At 67.1% G+C, this 16,378-nt stretch carries 15 protein-coding genes and 1 pseudogene; 3 read left to right on the top strand and 13 right to left on the bottom strand.

Features of this window, described 5'->3' with window-relative positions; translation table 11 throughout:
* Positions 1 to 61: 61 nt before the first annotated feature.
* On the bottom strand, positions 62 to 961 hold the full coding sequence (locus DF286_RS06795; RefSeq protein ID WP_109270744.1) for a hypothetical protein: 900 nt from the start codon (positions 959 to 961) through the stop codon (positions 62 to 64).
* Positions 962 to 1,170: 209 nt separating this feature from the next.
* Here DF286_RS06795 and DF286_RS06790 point away from each other — a divergent pair, with 209 nt between their 5' ends.
* Entirely contained in the window at positions 1,171 to 1,731 is a 561-nt protein-coding gene (locus DF286_RS06790) for a glycine zipper 2TM domain-containing protein (RefSeq protein WP_109270743.1), read from the top strand.
* Between the two features lie 39 nt (positions 1,732 to 1,770).
* Here the strand turns inward: DF286_RS06790 and DF286_RS06785 are convergent, their stop codons facing one another.
* From DF286_RS06785 to hslV, 7 genes are all read right to left on the bottom strand, one after another.
* Entirely contained in the window at positions 1,771 to 2,148 is a 378-nt protein-coding gene (locus tag DF286_RS06785) for a hypothetical protein (protein WP_146193577.1), read from the bottom strand.
* A gap of 61 nt (positions 2,149 to 2,209) precedes the next feature.
* Entirely contained in the window at positions 2,210 to 2,602 is a 393-nt protein-coding gene (locus DF286_RS06780) for a hypothetical protein (RefSeq protein WP_109270741.1), read from the bottom strand.
* A 60-nt stretch (positions 2,603 to 2,662) separates the two neighbouring features.
* Complete coding sequence (locus DF286_RS06775) at positions 2,663 to 3,238, bottom strand: hypothetical protein (protein ID WP_109270740.1); 576 nt, start codon at positions 3,236 to 3,238, stop codon at positions 2,663 to 2,665.
* A gap of 222 nt (positions 3,239 to 3,460) precedes the next feature.
* Complete coding sequence (locus tag DF286_RS06770) at positions 3,461 to 3,940, bottom strand: hypothetical protein (protein WP_109270739.1); 480 nt, start codon at positions 3,938 to 3,940, stop codon at positions 3,461 to 3,463.
* Positions 3,941 to 4,061: 121 nt separating this feature from the next.
* On the bottom strand, positions 4,062 to 5,363 hold the full coding sequence (gene hslU, locus DF286_RS06765) for an ATP-dependent protease ATPase subunit HslU (RefSeq protein ID WP_109270738.1): 1,302 nt from the start codon (positions 5,361 to 5,363) through the stop codon (positions 4,062 to 4,064).
* 182 nt (positions 5,364 to 5,545) lie between these two features.
* Complete coding sequence (locus DF286_RS06760; protein ID WP_109270737.1) at positions 5,546 to 6,652, bottom strand: FAD-dependent oxidoreductase; 1,107 nt, start codon at positions 6,650 to 6,652, stop codon at positions 5,546 to 5,548.
* Between the two features lie 144 nt (positions 6,653 to 6,796).
* Positions 6,797 to 7,339 carry an ATP-dependent protease subunit HslV gene (gene hslV, locus DF286_RS06755; RefSeq protein ID WP_109270736.1) on the bottom strand — a complete coding sequence of 181 codons (543 nt, stop codon included), beginning with the start codon at positions 7,337 to 7,339 and terminating at the stop codon, positions 6,797 to 6,799.
* 120 nt (positions 7,340 to 7,459) lie between these two features.
* Here hslV and DF286_RS06750 point away from each other — a divergent pair, with 120 nt between their 5' ends.
* Together DF286_RS06750 and DF286_RS06745 are read left to right on the top strand one after the other, a co-directional pair.
* A complete protein-coding gene (locus DF286_RS06750; RefSeq protein ID WP_109270735.1) occupies positions 7,460 to 8,653 on the top strand; it encodes a Yip1 family protein in 1,194 nt (397 codons plus the stop codon).
* Positions 8,654 to 8,747: 94 nt separating this feature from the next.
* Positions 8,748 to 10,601: an autotransporter domain-containing protein gene (locus tag DF286_RS06745; RefSeq protein ID WP_109270734.1), complete on the top strand. Its 1,854-nt coding sequence runs from the start codon at positions 8,748 to 8,750 to the stop codon at positions 10,599 to 10,601.
* A gap of 101 nt (positions 10,602 to 10,702) precedes the next feature.
* Here DF286_RS06745 and DF286_RS06740 read toward each other — a convergent pair whose 3' ends face one another.
* The 5 genes and pseudogenes from DF286_RS06740 to metH all read right to left on the bottom strand — a co-directional run bounded on the left by DF286_RS06740 (position 10,703) and on the right by metH (position 16,376).
* Entirely contained in the window at positions 10,703 to 11,116 is a 414-nt protein-coding gene (locus tag DF286_RS06740; RefSeq protein WP_109270733.1) for a holin family protein, read from the bottom strand.
* A gap of 48 nt (positions 11,117 to 11,164) precedes the next feature.
* Positions 11,165 to 11,704 (bottom strand): glycoside hydrolase family 108 protein, encoded by a 540-nt coding sequence (locus DF286_RS06735; protein ID WP_109270732.1) that lies wholly within the window; start codon positions 11,702 to 11,704, stop codon positions 11,165 to 11,167.
* A 69-nt stretch (positions 11,705 to 11,773) separates the two neighbouring features.
* Positions 11,774 to 13,024 (bottom strand): RNA polymerase sigma factor, encoded by a 1,251-nt coding sequence (locus tag DF286_RS06730; protein WP_207790006.1) that lies wholly within the window; start codon positions 13,022 to 13,024, stop codon positions 11,774 to 11,776.
* A 184-nt stretch (positions 13,025 to 13,208) separates the two neighbouring features.
* Positions 13,209 to 13,559: pseudogene (locus DF286_RS06725) on the bottom strand (YciI family protein); the annotation flags it as partial.
* A gap of 207 nt (positions 13,560 to 13,766) precedes the next feature.
* Positions 13,767 to 16,376 (bottom strand): methionine synthase, encoded by a 2,610-nt coding sequence (gene metH, locus DF286_RS06720; protein ID WP_109270730.1) that lies wholly within the window; start codon positions 16,374 to 16,376, stop codon positions 13,767 to 13,769.
* Positions 16,377 to 16,378 lie beyond the last annotated feature (2 nt).

Raw genomic sequence — 16,378 nt, 5'->3', positions numbered from 1 at the left:
GTGTCCTCTGGATGAGCCGAATGATGCGGGACGATGGCGGGGCTGACAACCCCGCAACGATTCAGGGGCGAGCGGCCAGGAAGGCACCGGGAAGGTGGCTGGTGCAGGCCATGACGTGGGTGATGGCCTCTCGATCATAGGCGTCGCCGGAGCGGTATTCCTCGAAATAGGCGTTGAGGGCGTCGACGCGGTCGGGCCAGACACCGGCGGCCTGGAGCCCCAGCGACACGCCGTAATTGGCGAACGCGATGCGCATTTCGGGGGCGATGCTGGCGCGGGCGAAGAAGCCGGGCGGGTCGGTCCAGAGATGATCGAGCGCCATGAGGGCGCGGCGGTGCTGGACCTTCGCCCATTCCTCGTGCGGGAAGAAATGGGCGAGCCAGAGCATCATGCCGAGGCCGAGATCCTGATCGATGCGAAGATCGTCATATTGATCGTCGATCAGCCGCTTCATGTCGGCGATCTCCTCGGCCAGTTCGGCCTCGTCCAGGAGGCGATAGGAGACATAGCCGTCGAAGGCGTCCATCGCGCCAAGACCGTAGCCGGGATAGGGCTCGCTCAGATCCTCCTTCATCTTCCAGATGACGCCGAGGACGGGATGGACGAAGGCGCGATGGACGTCCCGGACGAGCTTGACGCCTTTCTCCCGATAGCCGGGCCGGTGCTCACCGAGGCGGGCGAGGGCGAACATCCACATGGCGAGATAGTGATAATATTGGCCGTCCCGCTCCGGCGCCTCGCCGATGCGCAGGCCGCGCGGCCGGCCCAGCACGCGCTCGACGTCGTCGACCAGCCGCTCCGCCTCGTCGAGCCAATGTTCCTCGCCCGTCTCGCGAAACAGGGAGACGTAGAGCACGACGCCATAGGCATCGGTCCATAGATAGCGAAGGCCGTTCGGCCAGATGCGCTCGTGCCGCATCCACCGAAGCTTGGCGAGGACATAATCGACGTCGTTCAGCATCGCGTCGCCTTCCAGGCTCCCGCGTCGGCAGTGCCGGCCTTCCGGCGGGATGGCCTCGGCCGGTCAACGAGGCGGCAAATGGTCCGTTCCACGTGAGTTGCCCGTGGCCGTTTCATGAACGCAACGTCGTGCTGCGTTCACCCGGCAGCTTCTATGAAGGCCCTGTTACCACAGGCAATGGGCCCCACCGGGGCAAGGAGTGAATGAGAATGAGGACGATGATCCTGGCCGCGACGATGGCGGCCGTTGCTATCCCTGCGGCGCCCGCGCTCGCCGATCCGCCCCGCAAGGCGGAGCGCGAGTACCGCAAGGACGTCCGCAAGGCCGAAAAGGAGTATCGCCGGAACCTTCGCAAGGCCGATAGTCGGCGCGACGTGCGGGAAGCCAAGCGCGAATATCGGCGCGACATCCGCGAGGCGAAGCGCGATCGGCGCGAGGAGATCAGGGACTGGCGGCGCTACCGCAACTACGACTGGAATCGCGTCGAGCCCGGCCACAACCGCTATTATGCCGACCGCTATTATCGCAGCGGCAATTATAAGACGCGCCGCCTGTCCTACGGCGACCGCATCTATCGGGGCGAGAATGGCCGCTTCTACTGCCGCCGTTCGGACGGGACGACCGGCCTCATCATCGGCGGAGTCGTCGGCGGCGTGCTCGGCAACCTGATCGCCCCAGGCGACAGCAAGACGATCGGCACCCTGCTGGGCGGCGGGGCCGGCGCGCTGGCGGGCCGTGCCATCGACCGCAACAACGTCACCTGCCGGTAATTGGCAAGCCCCCTCCCTGCGGCCAGGGAGGGGGGTCCTTTAAGAAGCGGCCGGCTCGTCGAAGCGGCAGGCCGGAAGCTCGAGCGAGGCGGCGTCGTCGCAATCCCTCACCTGCACATCGCCATTGGGGGCGATGAACAAGGCCCAGTCGCCCGTGTCGGAGCAGCGCGCCGTCCACATGGAGAGGTTCTGATAATCCTGCTGATAGCCTGACGCGTCGACCCGTTTGCAGCGCTCACCGCTGTCCTGGATGGCGCGGCGGAGGGCCAGGCCGCGATTGGCTTCGCCGAGCGCCTTCAACTGTTCGACATAGGGGGTCGCGCCGGTGACCGCGATGTTCCGAGTCGCCGTCGTGTCGCCGCCGCCGTCACAGGCGACCAGCGCCAGCAGCGCCGCTCCCAAAACCAGACCTCGCATCATCCTCTCCCCTCCGGTTGTCGGCGCGTTCCTGTCGCCAATTCCGCCGCCCACCGCAAGCTCAGGCGGTCGGCCGGGTGGCGCAGGAGGGAAGACCTGCCTCGGCGGCGGCCTCGCACGTTATCACCTGGGCGGTGTCGGTGGGGCCGAGGAGGATCGCCCAGTCGGTGCCGTCGTCGCAGCGCGCCGTCCACATCGGCGCATTCTGATACTCGCCGACATAGGCGGAGCTTTCGACACCCTGGCAATTGGCCTGGGCATTGGCGTCACGAATGGCGCGGATGAAGACGGCGTTTCGCTGGCCCTCGTCGAGAGAGAGGATTTCCTCCTGATAGGCGCTCGCCTTGGGCTGGGGCGCCGTCGCAGGCGCATTCGCGGTCTGATCGTCACCGTCGCCGCAAGCCGTGAGGCCCAGCAGCAGGGAAAGGGCCGCCGCCGCTAGCAATCTCGGCATGGTTCGCTCCTCCTGTCGTTCGTGACGGCGAGACAACGGCGCGGACGGGCCAAGTTTCCCTCAGCCGCTGGTATAAATGCGCCAGCTTCGCTGCTCGGCGGTTGAGCCTGGGATGTCGTTGGAACGGCGCAAGGTGACGGTGCCGGCGCTGCTGAACGGCTTGCCGTCCTTCTGCCGGCCGTAGATCTGCACCGGCACCTCCACATAGAGCGAGCCGGCCGCCCCCTCTATGTTCGAGGGGGCGCCGATTTGGGCGTGATATTCGGCGTATTGCTCGAAGCTCGCGGCGAACTCGGCCGCGCTGGGGCCGTCGGCGCTCGCCGAACGCAGGGCATAGGCCGCGTCATAATCGCCCTGCTCGATGAGCGCATAATAGCTTTGGAGCACATTGGCCGCGCCCTGGGCGCTGTCGGGCGCGAAGGGCGCCTCCGCCACGGGCGGGCGATCGTCGGGAAGCCCGCCGGCTTCGCCCGGAGCGGGCGGCTGAAGCGGCGCCTGGGCGGACGGCGCAGGAGCGGCCGGTTCCACCGCGGGCGCTTCCGCCACCCGGGTGTCGTCGGCCCTCTGCGTTTCGGTCCCGCCGCCGGAGCAGGCGGCGGCAAGGGCGAGCGCGGTCAGGACAAACGGTCGGTGCATGAATAGTCCCCGGCGATGATCTCGACGCACCAATGGCGGCACACCTTCATCGGTTCCGCCTTAGCCGCTCCGTTGCTCCGGCGCGATGGCCGCCTGAACACGGCGGCCGGAATCGGCGGAGGCGTTGCCGGCAAGGGCCTGGGGCGGACCAACCAATAACCTCGCCCATGACAAAGGGCCGCGCCCTATGGACGCGGCCCTCCATTTGCGAACGTCGGCGGCTTAGCTCGGCTCGGCGGCCGCCTTGGCGGCGGCTTCCAGCTCGGCCTTGGTCATTGCGATGACCAAGCCCTTATCGTCCTTGGCGAAGGACGAGACCGGAATCTGGACCCGCGCTTCACCGGTGGCGATGACCGCACCATTGGCGTCGACCGACTCGATAGTGCCGACCACATTGCCGTCGGTGTCGCGCACCTCGGCTCCGGCCTGCACGTCGGCGGCCGTTGCCGCCGTCGCGCCGGTGGTGGCGCCGGTTGCCTGATCGGCGACGCCGGTCGCGGTATCCGTGGCCGTATTCACCGTATCCTGTGCGGTATCCGTCGCCGTGCCGACCGTGTCCTGCACGGTATCGAGCGTGCCGCTCGCCGGCGCCTCCGCCCCGACCGAGGCGTCTGTAGTGGCGCCGACGTCAGCGCCGACCTGAGCCATGGCAGGAACCGCAAGAGCCGCAGCCGCGGCCGTCAGGATCAATTTATTACGCATTTTCAAGCATCTCCATTTGCGACGGGCGAGGGACCTCCCGTGCTTTGGGAGTGGATTAACCATTCAAGGTCGCAAACGGGCGCACGCGCGGCGACGGGCCGTGCGGAATCTCCGGCGAGGCCTAGAGAACGTATTTGCTGAGGTCGGTGTTCCGCGCGATTTCGGCGAGCTGCGTTTCCACATAGGAGCCGTCGATCGTCACCTTCTCGCCGCGGCGTTCCTCGGCATCGAAGCTGATATCCTCCAGCAGCTTTTCCATGACGGTCTGGAGACGGCGGGCGCCGATATTCTCCACCTGGCCGTTCACTTCGGCGGCGATCCGGGCGATCGCGCTGACGCCGTCGTCGGTGAAGCTCACCTCCACGCCCTCGGTGGCGATGAGCGCCGAATATTGCTCGGTGAGGCTGGCGTCGGTTTCCTTGAGGATGCGGATGAAATCCTCCTCGGTCAGCGCCTTCAGCTCCACCCGGATGGGCAGGCGTCCCTGCAGCTCGGGAAGGAGATCGCTCGGCTTGGCGACATGGAAGGCGCCGGAGGCGATGAACAGGATATGGTCCGTCTTCATCGGCCCATATTTGGTGGCGACCGTGGTGCCCTCGATCAGCGGCAGCAGGTCGCGCTGAACGCCCTCGCGGCTGACCGAGCCGCCGCGCACGTCGGACACGGCGATCTTGTCGATCTCGTCGAGGAACACGATGCCGTTCGCCTCGGCGTCCTTGAGCGCGGTGCGGTTGACGTCATCCGTGTCGAGGCGCTTGTCCGACTCCTCCTCGACGAGCTTGTCCCAGGCGTCGGCGACGCGCATCTTGCGCTTCTTCCTGGGCTGCTGGCCGAACGCCTTCCCCATCATGTCGGAGAGGTTGATCATGCCGACCTGTCCGCCCATGCCGGGAATCTCGAACGGCGTGGTCGGCTCCTGCACGAGCTCGATCTCGACTTCCTTGTCGTTCAAATGATTGTCGTGGAGGCGCTGGCGGAAGGCCTCGCGCGTCGCCTGGCTGGCGTCCTTGCCGGTGAGGGCGTCGAGAAGCCGCTCCATTGCCGCCTCGGACGCGGCCTCGCGCACCGCCTCGCGGCGGCGCTCCTTCTCCAGCCGCACCGCCTCCTCGACGAGATCGCGGGCGATCTGCTCGACGTCGCGGCCGACATAGCCGACTTCGGTGAACTTGGTGGCCTCGACCTTCACGAACGGGGCGTCGGCGAGCTTGGCGAGACGGCGGCTGATCTCCGTCTTGCCGCAGCCGGTGGGGCCGATCATCAATATGTTCTTGGGCGTCACTTCCTCGCGCAGCGCGTCGGGCAGGCGCTGCCGTCGCCAGCGGTTGCGCAGCGCCACCGCGACGGCACGCTTGGCCTCGTCCTGGCCGACGATATGGGCATCAAGTGCGGCGACGACCGCCTTGGGCGTGAGGGAATCGTTCATGGAACTCCTAGTCATTCCGGCGAAAGCCGGAACCTAAGAACACCGGCCTTCGTGGCTTGTCTGAAACTCTTAGTGTTCTTGGATCCCGGCTATCGGGCCCCCGTCAAAGTAGTACTTTGATGGGAACCCCTCGCCGGGATGACGCAAGGCGTGAAAGCAAGATGGCGCGTGGCCGGGACAAATCAAGCGCTGCAGCGGAAGCCTCCGAACAGGCGGCCGTGGGACTCAATGATCTCGGCGATATCTTCGGGCTGCGGCTCGGCCACCCATTGGTCCCGTTCGAAGGTGCCGCCGAGGATGATGCCGTCGGGGCGCGGGAACATGTAGCCGGCGTTGCCCGAGAAGGCGTAGCCCACCTCCGGCTGGGGCAGGAGGATGGCGAGCTGGCCGCGCACCGGAAGAAGCTCGGTATCGCCGAACAGGGCACGGGCGCCGAGGCCCGTGCAGTTGAAGAGGAGGCGCTCGGGGAGCTCGGCGAGTTCGGCCGGCGACGCGAAGCTCCGGATGGCGAAGCGGCCGCCGGCGATCTGGATGTCCCGCATCAGCTGGCGGAGGAAACGGCCGGTCTCGACATACATGGTGTCGAACCGCACGATATTGTCGACCGGAAAGGGATGATCTTCGAACGGCACGCGGGCGGCGGCGGGATGATAGGCATCCGCCGGCCCCGGATCGCCGCCGGACTCGGCATAGGTAGTAAGCCAGCGGACGCCATAATCCTCGCCGACCATGATCTGGAACCGCCGCCAGCTATAATCGAGCGCGGCGGCGAACTGCGCGCGCCATTCGGGCGTCACCGCGCTGTCGCGGAAATGGCCGAAGGGGCTCCACTGGCCGCCGGCGATGTTGGAGGTCGTGTCGGGCGGCAGGGCAGCCGTGTAGAGCGTCACCGGAAAGCCCGCTTCCTGGACGAGGCGGGCGGTGGTGAGGCCCATGATGCCGGCGCCGATCACCGCCACCGGCCCCTGATGACCCTCCAGCCCCAGCTCGGTCGCCAGCTTCGACGTGCCCCAGGAGAGGGTGATGCCGGCACCGCCATGGCCATAATTGTGGACCAGCCTTTTGTCCCCAAGCGCCTCCGCCCGGACGATGAACCCCGGCGCACGATAGGGGCGAAGACCCGCCACGGTGCGGATCACGCGGTCGGCCGACACCTTGACGGGCGGCAGGCATACGGCGCGCTTCGCCGACGCCGTGGGACGCGCGATGGTGGTGGCGCAGCCTGACAAGGCAAGGCCGCCAAAGGCTAGCGTGGACGAGCTGACGAAGCGGCGGCGGTCGAGGAGCATGGCGCCACCCTAACCATCTGGTCGCCCTGCGAAACGAAAAACGTCATTCCGGCGAAAGCCGGAATCCAAGAGCGGGGACGTTTCCGATTGCTCTCCTGCCTCGGTGTTCTTGGGCCCCGGCTTTCGCCGGGGTGACGACCGAGGTCAGGCCGCGTTTTCGATCGTTTCCACGGTGAGGTTTTCGTTGGTGTAGACGCAGACCTCGGCCGCGATCTTCATCGCCTTGCGGGCGACGGTCTCGGCATCTTCCTCGTAGTCGAATAGCGCCGTCGCCGCGGAGAGGGCGAAATTGCCGCCCGACCCGATCGCGGCAACCCCCGCGGCCGGCTCCAGCACATCGCCATTGCCGGTCAGGATCAAGGTCACATCCTTATCGGCGACGATCATCATCGCCTCGAGGTTCCTGAGATATTTGTCCGTGCGCCAGTCCTTGGCGAGTTCGACCGCCGCGCGCATCAGTGCCCCATGATGCTGCTCGAGCTTGCGCTCCAGCCGATCGAACAGGGTGAAGGCATCGGCCGTCGCACCGGCGAACCCGCCGATCACGGAGCCGTCGTGCAGCCGCCGGACTTTGCGCGCATTCGGCTTGATCACCGTCTGGCCGAGCGACACCTGCCCGTCGCCTGCGACCACCACTTTCCCGTTCTTGCGCACGCCGAGGATCGTCGTCCCGTGCCAGCTTTCCATGTCCGCTCCCGCTTCTGGATTGGCGGCTATGTGGGATGGCGGCGCGAAGGCTGCAACCGAAGCTTGAGCGGCGGGACCGAACATGCTTCATTCCGCTTTCGTAATGTGAGGGGGTTTTACATGACAATCGATATAAAGAATGCCGAGCCGCCGTCGAACGACCGTTCCGGCCTTGTCGATCGCGTGAAGCGTATTCTCATAGAGCCGAAAGCGGAATGGGCGCGGATCGACTCGGAGCCGTCCAGCGTCGGCGAGATCTTCAAGGGCTGGGTGCTGGTCCTCGCCGCGATCCCGGCGGTGGCGAGCGCCGTCGGGGGCCTGCTGTTCGGCTACAGCCTGCTCGGCATCACCTATCGCCCGTCGCTCGTCGAAGCGGTCGGATCGGCCATCATCCAATATGTACTGACCCTGGTCAGCGTCTTCGCGCTGGCGCTGATCATCGACTGGCTGGCGCCGCAGTTCGGCGGCACGCGCGATCGCGTCCAGGCGATGAAGGTCGCCGCCTATTCGGCGACGGCCGCGTGGGTCGCCGGTATTTTCGGGCTCGTGCCCTCGTTGGCAATGCTGAGCATCCTCGGCCTCTACAGCCTCTACCTCCTCTATCTCGGCCTGCCGCGCCTGATGAAGACGCCCGGAGAGAAGGCCCTTCCCTATACCGCGGTGACCGTTGTCGCCGCGATCCTGCTCTTCTTTCTCGTCGGCGCGGTGACGGCGCCGGTCACGGCCATGCTTGCCGGCGGAACGCCGGGGCTCGCGTCGGGCAAGGTTTCGGGAACGGTGAAGGTGCCCGGCGGCGGCTCCCTCGACCTTGGCGAACTTGAGGCGGCCTCGAAGCGGATGGAAGCGGCCGCGGCGCGGTTCGAGAACGGCGACGCCACGGCCGTCGAGCCGGCCGCGCTCCAGGCACTGCTCCCGGCGAACCTCGGCAACTATCGCCGGGTGGAGATGTCGAGCTCCAGCGCCGCCGCCGCGGGGCTGGGCGGATCGCAGGCCCAGGCGCGCTACGAGAATGGCGAGAGCGGCTTCACCCTCCAGCTCTCGGACATGGCCGCCGCCGGCGCCCTCGCCGCGATGGGAAGCGCGTTCAACGTCGAGGCGAGCCGCGAAACCGAAACCGGATATGAGAAGACCCAGACGATCGAGGGTCGGCTCGTCACCGAGGAATGGGACGGCGCGTCGAACGAAGGCCATTACGGCGTCGTCGTCGCCGACCGCTTCATGATCGAGGCGAGCGGCAATGTGCCCGATGTCGACGTGCTGAAGGGCGCGGTCGACGCGGTCGGCCTCGACCGGATCGAGGCGCTGGCGGGCTGAGCGAAGCGCTTGTTTTAGCCGGAAAAGCGCGGCATCCCACTGCCTGAGGCGGCCGCCGCCAAGCGAGCGGCGCGCCCGAATGGGAGGGGAATCAATGTCGCGTTTTTCCACAAAGCTTTTGTGTGCCGTAGCGTCATCGACGCTGGTCTGGACCGCGCCCGCCACGGCGCAGAGCGTCGACCGAATCGTCGCTTTTGGCGACAGCTATGCCGACGACGGCAACCTTTTCGAGCTGATCGGCATCGATCCGCCCTTCGTCTATCCGACCGGCCGCTTCAGCGGAGGCACCAATTTCGTCGACACGATGTCGACCCTGCTGAACGCGCCGGTCGATAATTTCGCGATCGGCGGCGCCCTCACCGGCACGACCAATTTCGGCATCGCCAACGTCAACGATAATCCCGCCGCGCCGCAGGGCATTCCGGGTTTCCCGACCCAGATCGGCGCCTTCCTCGCCGGCGGCGGTCCCGCTGCCTTTCCGCGCGTCGACGGCACCTTCGCCACCAACGACCTCGTCGTCGTCTCGATCGGCGGCAACGACGCCCGCTTCTACCAGTTCAACGGCGGCACGGTCGCCGGTGCGCCGGCGCGGGCCCAGGTCAGCGTCGCCGAGGCGAGCGCCGGGCTCAATGCGCTGGTCGATGCCGGCGCCCGCAACATCACCTTCCTCGCCGGTGACGTCGGCCGCCTGCCCGAGGTGGACGGGCTGCCCGTCGCCGAAGTCGGCAGCGCCTTCGCCACCGCCTTCAACACGGGCATCCAGGCCGAGCTGGCGGACCTCGCGGCCGAAGGGGTGATCGTCAACTACCTCGACCTCAACACGATCGGCGACGTGGTCGAGAACAATCTCGCCGCCTTCGGCCTCACCAGCGCCGGCGCCTGCCCCGCCCCCGACTGCATCGCCGATGCCTCCCTGCAGAGCCGCTATCTCTTCTATGTCGACCGGCTGCACCTGACGTCGGCTGGCTTCGCGATCTTCGGCCGCTACGCGGTGCGGCAGCTGGAAGCGCCGCTTCACTTCCAGGCGCAGACCGATGTCGGCCTCCACGCCGCCCAGACCTTCGGATCGACCCTCCTCGGCCGGCTCGATACGTCGGGTGTCCGGAGCGGCGGGGGCGAGGACGGCCTCAACCTCTATGTCACCGGCAGCTTCGCCGGCCGCGATGTCGCCGCCAGCCGCACCAACCTCGCCTACGACCTCGATGGCGCCGGCGTCACGCTCGGCGCGGAATATGGGATGGGACCGGGCGCGGTCGTGGGCGCGGCGGTCAACTATTCCATGCCCAAGGCCGATTTCGACCGCGGCCTCGGCTCGGCCAAGGCGGATGCGATCCAGCTCGGCCTCTACGGCGGCTGGGCCGGCGCCGCGGCCTTCGTCGAAGGCTATGCCGGCTATGGCTGGCTCGATTTCGAGAATGCGCGCGCCGCGCTGATCGACGAGATCGAGGGCGAGACCGACGGCACCGCCCTCACCGCCGGCGCCAAGGCGGGCTATCTCCTCGGCCTCGGCGGCTGGCGTGTGGGGCCGGTGATCGGCCTCCAATATGCCCGGACCGAGCTCGACGGCTACACCGAGACGGGCGATCCGGTGCTGACCCTCACCGTCGGCGACCAGGAGGCGGAAGCCTTGGTCGGCAGCGCCGGGATCGAGGCGCGCGGCGCCTGGGACGTGGGCGGCCTCGCCGTTCGGCCCTATGCCTCGCTCACCGCCGAGCGCGATTTCGAAGGCGACGGCCGGATCGTCCGCTATGCCGGCACCGCCTCGCCCACCATCGTCAACAGCTTCGTCCTCCCGGATCGCGGCGACGACACCTATGGCCGGATCACCGGCGGCGCCGACATCGAGCTGGTCGGCTCCCTCTCCCTCCAGCTCACCACCGCGACCTCCTTCGCCCGCAAGGGCGGCGAGGAGCTGTTCGGCATGCTGGGGCTGAAGGCTGGGTTCTAGGCGTCCGCGTCATTGCCAGGCGCGATAACGACGAAGCAATCCAGTTCTTGGCGCGGGACTGGATTGCTTCGCTCCGCTCGCAATGACGGGCGCCCTTCAGGTCACCGCTCCACGCCCTTCGCCTTGCCCCAGGCGCGGGCGGCGGTGTAGCCGAGATAGCCGGTGCCGAAGAGGGCGTAGAGCTCCTCCGGGATGCCGGCGAGATAGGCGGTCATGCCGCGGCCGATGCCATCGGCCAGGCCGGGGTTTACGGCGGCGATGAGGCCCATCGGGATCGACCAGAGCAACAGCGCGTACATGACGTAGAGAAAGCTCGGGCGGGCGCGGCTGGTCCAGGGGTCGAGGCTCTTCGCCTCGGCGACGATCGCGCTCATCCGCGCCTCGATCGCCTGCATCTCGCGGCTGCTCTCGGCCTTCAAAAGCTCGAGCTTGGCACGGTCGCGCGCCTCCGGGTCGGGTATGATCTTGTCGATGAGACTGGCCACGGGACCGATGATTCCGGCAATGAGCGACATGGCGTTTTCCTTTTGAATGTTCCCAAAGTTCGCGCTCGTGGGGATGTTTTACTCGAGGCGGTTGGCGAGCCAGCCGTAGAGAAAGGCTTCGTTGGCCGGCCGCTGTTCGGCGAGCGCGAGATAGCGTTCGCCCTGGAGCGCCTCGAGCGCCTTCAGCAGCACGGCCTCGCCGGCTGGACCCCGCCGGTCGAGGAAACCGCCCAGCGCCGCCACGGTGCGAGGGCCGATGCGGCGATCGACCGCGACATCGGCATAGTCGCGCTCGCCCCGATTGAGGGCGTTGAGCGCGCGCTGGAGGAAGCCGCTGGCGACCGGCGGGCCCATATTGACGCCGGTGTCGAACAGCTCCGCCGCGAGCGCGGGCGCCAGGTGCGCCACCTGATCGAAACCCGGCCGTAGCCAATATAACCGGCGGTAGATGGCGACGGCTTCCTCGCGGGGGAAATTGCGCATGTCGCCCCGCCAGCCCTGCGCCCGCGCGACCCGCTCGGTGATACCCCAGCGGGTCGGCCCGCCTTTGTCGGCGGGATGGTTCACATAGCCGCCTTCGCGGTCGATCACATCATCGATCAACGCACCCACATCCATCGCTCCGCTCCTTCCCGAGTCGAAAGAATGATAACCAAATGGGTAAGATGTAGGAAAGCCGTTTATCCTTCAGCGAACGGTGGCAGCCCTGCCCAGGAGCTGGTCGCGCTCCCTTTCGTTGCGGGCCAGCGCAGAGGCACGCTCGAACTCGGCGCGCGCCTCATCGCTGCGGCCGAGCTTGGCCAGCAGGTCGCCGCGCGCCGCGGGCAGGAAATGATAGTCGGCGAGCACCGGAGCATCGGCAATGGTATCGAGGTGGTCGAGGCCGGCGGCCGGCCCGAAGGCCATGCCGATGGCGACGGCGCGGTTGAGCTCGACCACCGGCGAGGGCATGACCTCGGCCAGCGCTGCATAGAGCGCGGCGATGCGGGCCCAGTCGGTCTCCTCGGCCGTCCGCGCGCGGGCGTGGCAGGCGGCGATCGCGGCCTGGAGCGTGTAGGGGCCGGCCGCGCCCGCCTTTTCGGCGCGGCCGAGGGCGGCAAGGCCCCGGTCGATCAGCATCCAGTCCCAGCGAGCCCGGTTCTGATCCATCAGCAGCACGGCCTCCCCATTGGGTCCGGTGCGGGCCCTGAGGCGCGAGGCCTGAAGCTCCATCAGCGCGACCAGGCCGTGGGCCTCCGCTTCCTCGGGCATCCGTTCCGCCAGGATGCGCCCCAAGCGCAGCGCGTCCTCGCACAAGTCCGGGCGGATCCAGTCGTCGCCGGCGCTGGCAGAATAGCCTTCGTTGAAGATGAGGTAGATGACCGACAGCACCGAGGCGAGGCGCGCCGTGCGTTCGGCCCCATGCGGCACCTCGAACGGGACCTTGGCCTCCGCCAGCGTTCGCTTCGCGCGGACGATCCGCTGCGCCACCGTCGCTTCCGGGACAAGGAAGGCGCGGGCGATCTCGGCGGTGGTGAGGCCACCCAGCAATCGCAGGGTCAGCGCAGTCCGCGACTCAGGCGACAGCAACGGATGGCAGGCGACGAAGAGCAGGGGCAGCAGATCGTCACCGAGGCCATCGTCGATCGCCTCCTCGAACCCGGGATCGAACCCTTCGCCCTCTCCGGCCAGCTCCCGATGCTTGCGCTCGATCATGCTGTCGCGACGGAAGGCGTCGATCGCCCTGCGGTTGGCGGCGGCCATCAGCCAGGCGCCGGGACGATCGGGCACGCCGTTTTCCGGCCATGTCTGGAGCGCCGCCACCAACGCGTCCTGCGCCAGTTCCTCTGCGCGGCCGACGTCGCGTGTCTGCCGGGCCAAGGCCCCGATCAGACGGGGCGCTTCGATCCGCCAGATCGCCTCGATGCTGCGATGGATGTCGGGGGTCGCCACGGCCACCGACTAGCGCGCTTCCACCCAGCGGAAAACCGTTTGCGTCGCGCCCTTCGACGTTGTCGGTGGCGGCGCGCACCAAGCGCGCCGCCGAGTCACCTTATCGAGCGAGACCGGTATGTTGCCCCTCGAGTTGGGGGCGGATGCGCGCCTCGATGTCGCGCACCTCGTCGGTCACGATCTCGTTGAAATCCTCCATCTCGAAGAATGGGCGGATTTCGATTTCGCTCGGCCCCGGCATCGGATTGGGACAGCGCTTGACCCACTCTATCGCTTCGTCGAGCGACTTCACCTGCCAGATCCAGTAGCCGGCGACCAATTCCTTGGTTTCCGCGAAGGGGCCGTCGACCACCGTGCGGTTGGGCCCGTCGAATTGGACGCGGACGCCCTCGCGGCTCGGCTTCAGGCCGTCGCCGGCGAGCATGATGCCCGCCTTCACCAGTTCCTCATTGTAGCGCATCATCGCCGTCAGCAGCTCCTCGCTCGGCATGATGCCGGCTTCGCTGTCCTCAGTCGCCTTTACGATCACCATGACTTTCATGTCTCGTCTCCTCGTTGCGGCCGCCGCCCGAATAGCGGCTCCTGCAGCTACGTCGAACGAGGTTTGGTGAAATCGACAGGCGAGGTGAAATTTTTTCGGGGGCGGGCGCATTCTTCATCGCGAGGAGCGGAGCGACTAAGCAATCCAGGCCTGCGCTGGCTGGATTGCTTCCCCGGCTTTCGCCGGGGTCGCAATGACGAGGGACGATCAGTCGAGGTTGGGCCGCAGCCAGCGTTCCGCTTCGTCGAGGCCGATGCCGCGGCGGGCGGCATAGTCTTCGAGCTGGTCGCGGCCGATGCGGGCGACCCCGAAATATTGGCTGTCCCTGTGGCCGAAATAGAAGCCGGAGACGGCCGAGGTCGGCACCATGGCGAGGCCGCTGCTGAGGGTGATCCCCGCCGGCCCTTCGCCGCCATGGCCGCCGAGCATATCGAACAGAATCGGCTTCAGGCTGTGATCCGGGCAGGCGGGATAACCAGGCGCCGGGCGAATGCCCTTGTAGCGTTCGCGAATCAGGTCTTCGTTGGAGAGTGCCTCGTCCGGCGCATAGCCCCACAAGGTCGTGCGCACATGCTGATGCAGGCGCTCGGCGAAAGCTTCGGCGAGGCGGTCGGCCAGCGCTTTGAGGAGTATGTCGGCATAGACGTCGTTCTCCGCCTTGAAGCGGGCGAGATGCGGGTCGATGCCGTGGATCGCGACGGCGAAGCCGCCGATCCAGTCCTCGCCGTCCGGCGCGATGAAATCGGCGAGGCACATATTGGCCCGGCCCTCGCGCTTCTTCACCTGCTGGCGGAGGAAGGCAAGCTTGGTTTCCTCGTTGCGGGCGGTGACGAGCACGTCGTCGCCTTCGCGGCGGCAGCGCCACAGGCCCGCGACGCCGCGTGCCGTCAGCCATTTCTCGGCGATGATCCGGTCGAGCATCGCCTCGGCGTCCTTGAACAGTCCGCGCGCGCTTTCGCCCACTATCTTGTCGTCGAGGATGGCGGGATAGGTGCCGGCGAGCTCCCAGGCGCGGAAGAAGGGCGTCCAGTCGATCGTCGCCCTGAGTTCCTCGAGCGGCCAATCGTCATAGCGGTGGATGCCAGGCTGCTTCGGCGGCGGCGCGACGCCTTCAGGATCGAAGGGGAAATGATTGGCGCGGGCAACGTCGAGCGTCGCCAGCTCGTTCTGGCCCTTGTTCGCGCGCGTCTCGCGGATGGTGCGGTATTCGTCCGCCGTCCTTGTGACCAGGCCGTCCCGCTGGGTGTCGGAGACGAGCGCGGAGGCGACGCCGACGGCGCGGCTGGCGTCGAGGACGTGGATGACCGGCCCTTCATAGGCCGGTGCGATGCGCAGCGCGGTGTGGACCTTGCTGGTGGTGGCGCCGCCGATGAGGAGCGGGAGGCTCATTTCCGTCCGCTGCATTTCGGAAGCGACCGTCACCATCTCGTCGAGCGACGGGGTGATGAGGCCGGAGAGCCCGATCATGTCGGCCTGGTTCTCGTTCGCCGCCTGGAGAATGTCCTGCCAGGGCACCATGACGCCGAGGTCCACCACTTCGAAGCCGTTGCACTGGAGGACGACGCCGACGATATTTTTGCCGATATCGTGGACGTCGCCTTTGACGGTGGCCATCACGATCCGGCCCTTGCCCTTGGCATTCTCGTCCTTCTCGGCCTCGATAAATGGGAAGAGGTGGGCGACCGCCTTCTTCATGACGCGCGCGGACTTCACTACCTGCGGCAGGAACATCTTGCCGGAGCCGAACAGGTCGCCGACGACGTTCATGCCGTCCATCAGCGGGCCCTCGATCACGTCGATCGGGCGCGCGGCCTGGAGCCGGCACTCCTCCGTATCCTCGACGACGAAGGCGTCGATGCCCTTGACCAGCGCATGTTCGAGGCGCTTTTCGACCCCCCAGCCGCGCCACTCGGCGGCTTCCTTCTCCTGGGCCGCGTCGGTGCCGCGATACTTCTCGGCGAGCGCGACCAGCCGCTCGGTCGCATCGTCGCGGCGGTCGAGGATGACGTCCTCGCAAGCCTCGCGAAGTTCCGGATCGATCGTGTCGTAAACGTCGAGCTGGCCGGCATTGACGATCGCCATGTCGAGCCCGGCGGGGATGGCGTGGTAGAGGAAGACCGAGTGCATCGCGCGGCGCACCGGCTCGTTGCCGCGGAACGAGAAGCTGAGATTGGAAAGGCCGCCCGAGATGTGGGCGTGCGGGCAGCGCTTCTTGATCTCCCGCGTCGCCTCGATGAAGTCGAGCGCGTAGCGGCGGTGCTCGTCGATGCCGGTGGCGACGGCGAAGATGTTGGGATCGAAGATGATGTCCTCGGGCGCGAAGCCGTCGGCGACGAGCAGCTTGTAGGCGCGCTCGCAAATCTCGACCTTGCGCTCCTTGGTGTCGGCCTGGCCGACCTCGTCGAAGGCCATGACGACGACGGCAGCGCCATAGTCGCGGCAGAGACGCGCATGGGCGAGGAACTCTTCCTCCCCTTCCTTCATGCTGATCGAATTCACGATCGGCTTGCCCGACACGCATTTGAGACCCGCCTCGATCACGCTCCATTTGGAGCTGTCGATCATGAAGGGGACGCGGGCGATGTCGGGCTCGGCGGCAATCAGCTTCAGGAAGGTGACCATCGCCGCTTCGGAATCGAGCAGGCCCTCGTCCATGTTGATGTCGATGATCTGGGCGCCGTTCTCGACCTGCTGGCGCGCGACCTCGACGGCGGCGGCATAGTCGCCGGCCATGATCAGCTTCTTGAAACGGGCGGACCCGGTAACGTTGGTGCGCTCGCCGATATTGACGAAGCTTGCGACGGATTGTGCGGTCATGA

The organism is Sphingosinicella humi (genome assembly GCF_003129465.1).
Taxonomy (GTDB): Bacteria; Pseudomonadota; Alphaproteobacteria; order Sphingomonadales; family Sphingomonadaceae; genus Allosphingosinicella; species Allosphingosinicella humi.
This window is presented reverse-complemented; position numbering and strand designations above follow the sequence as displayed.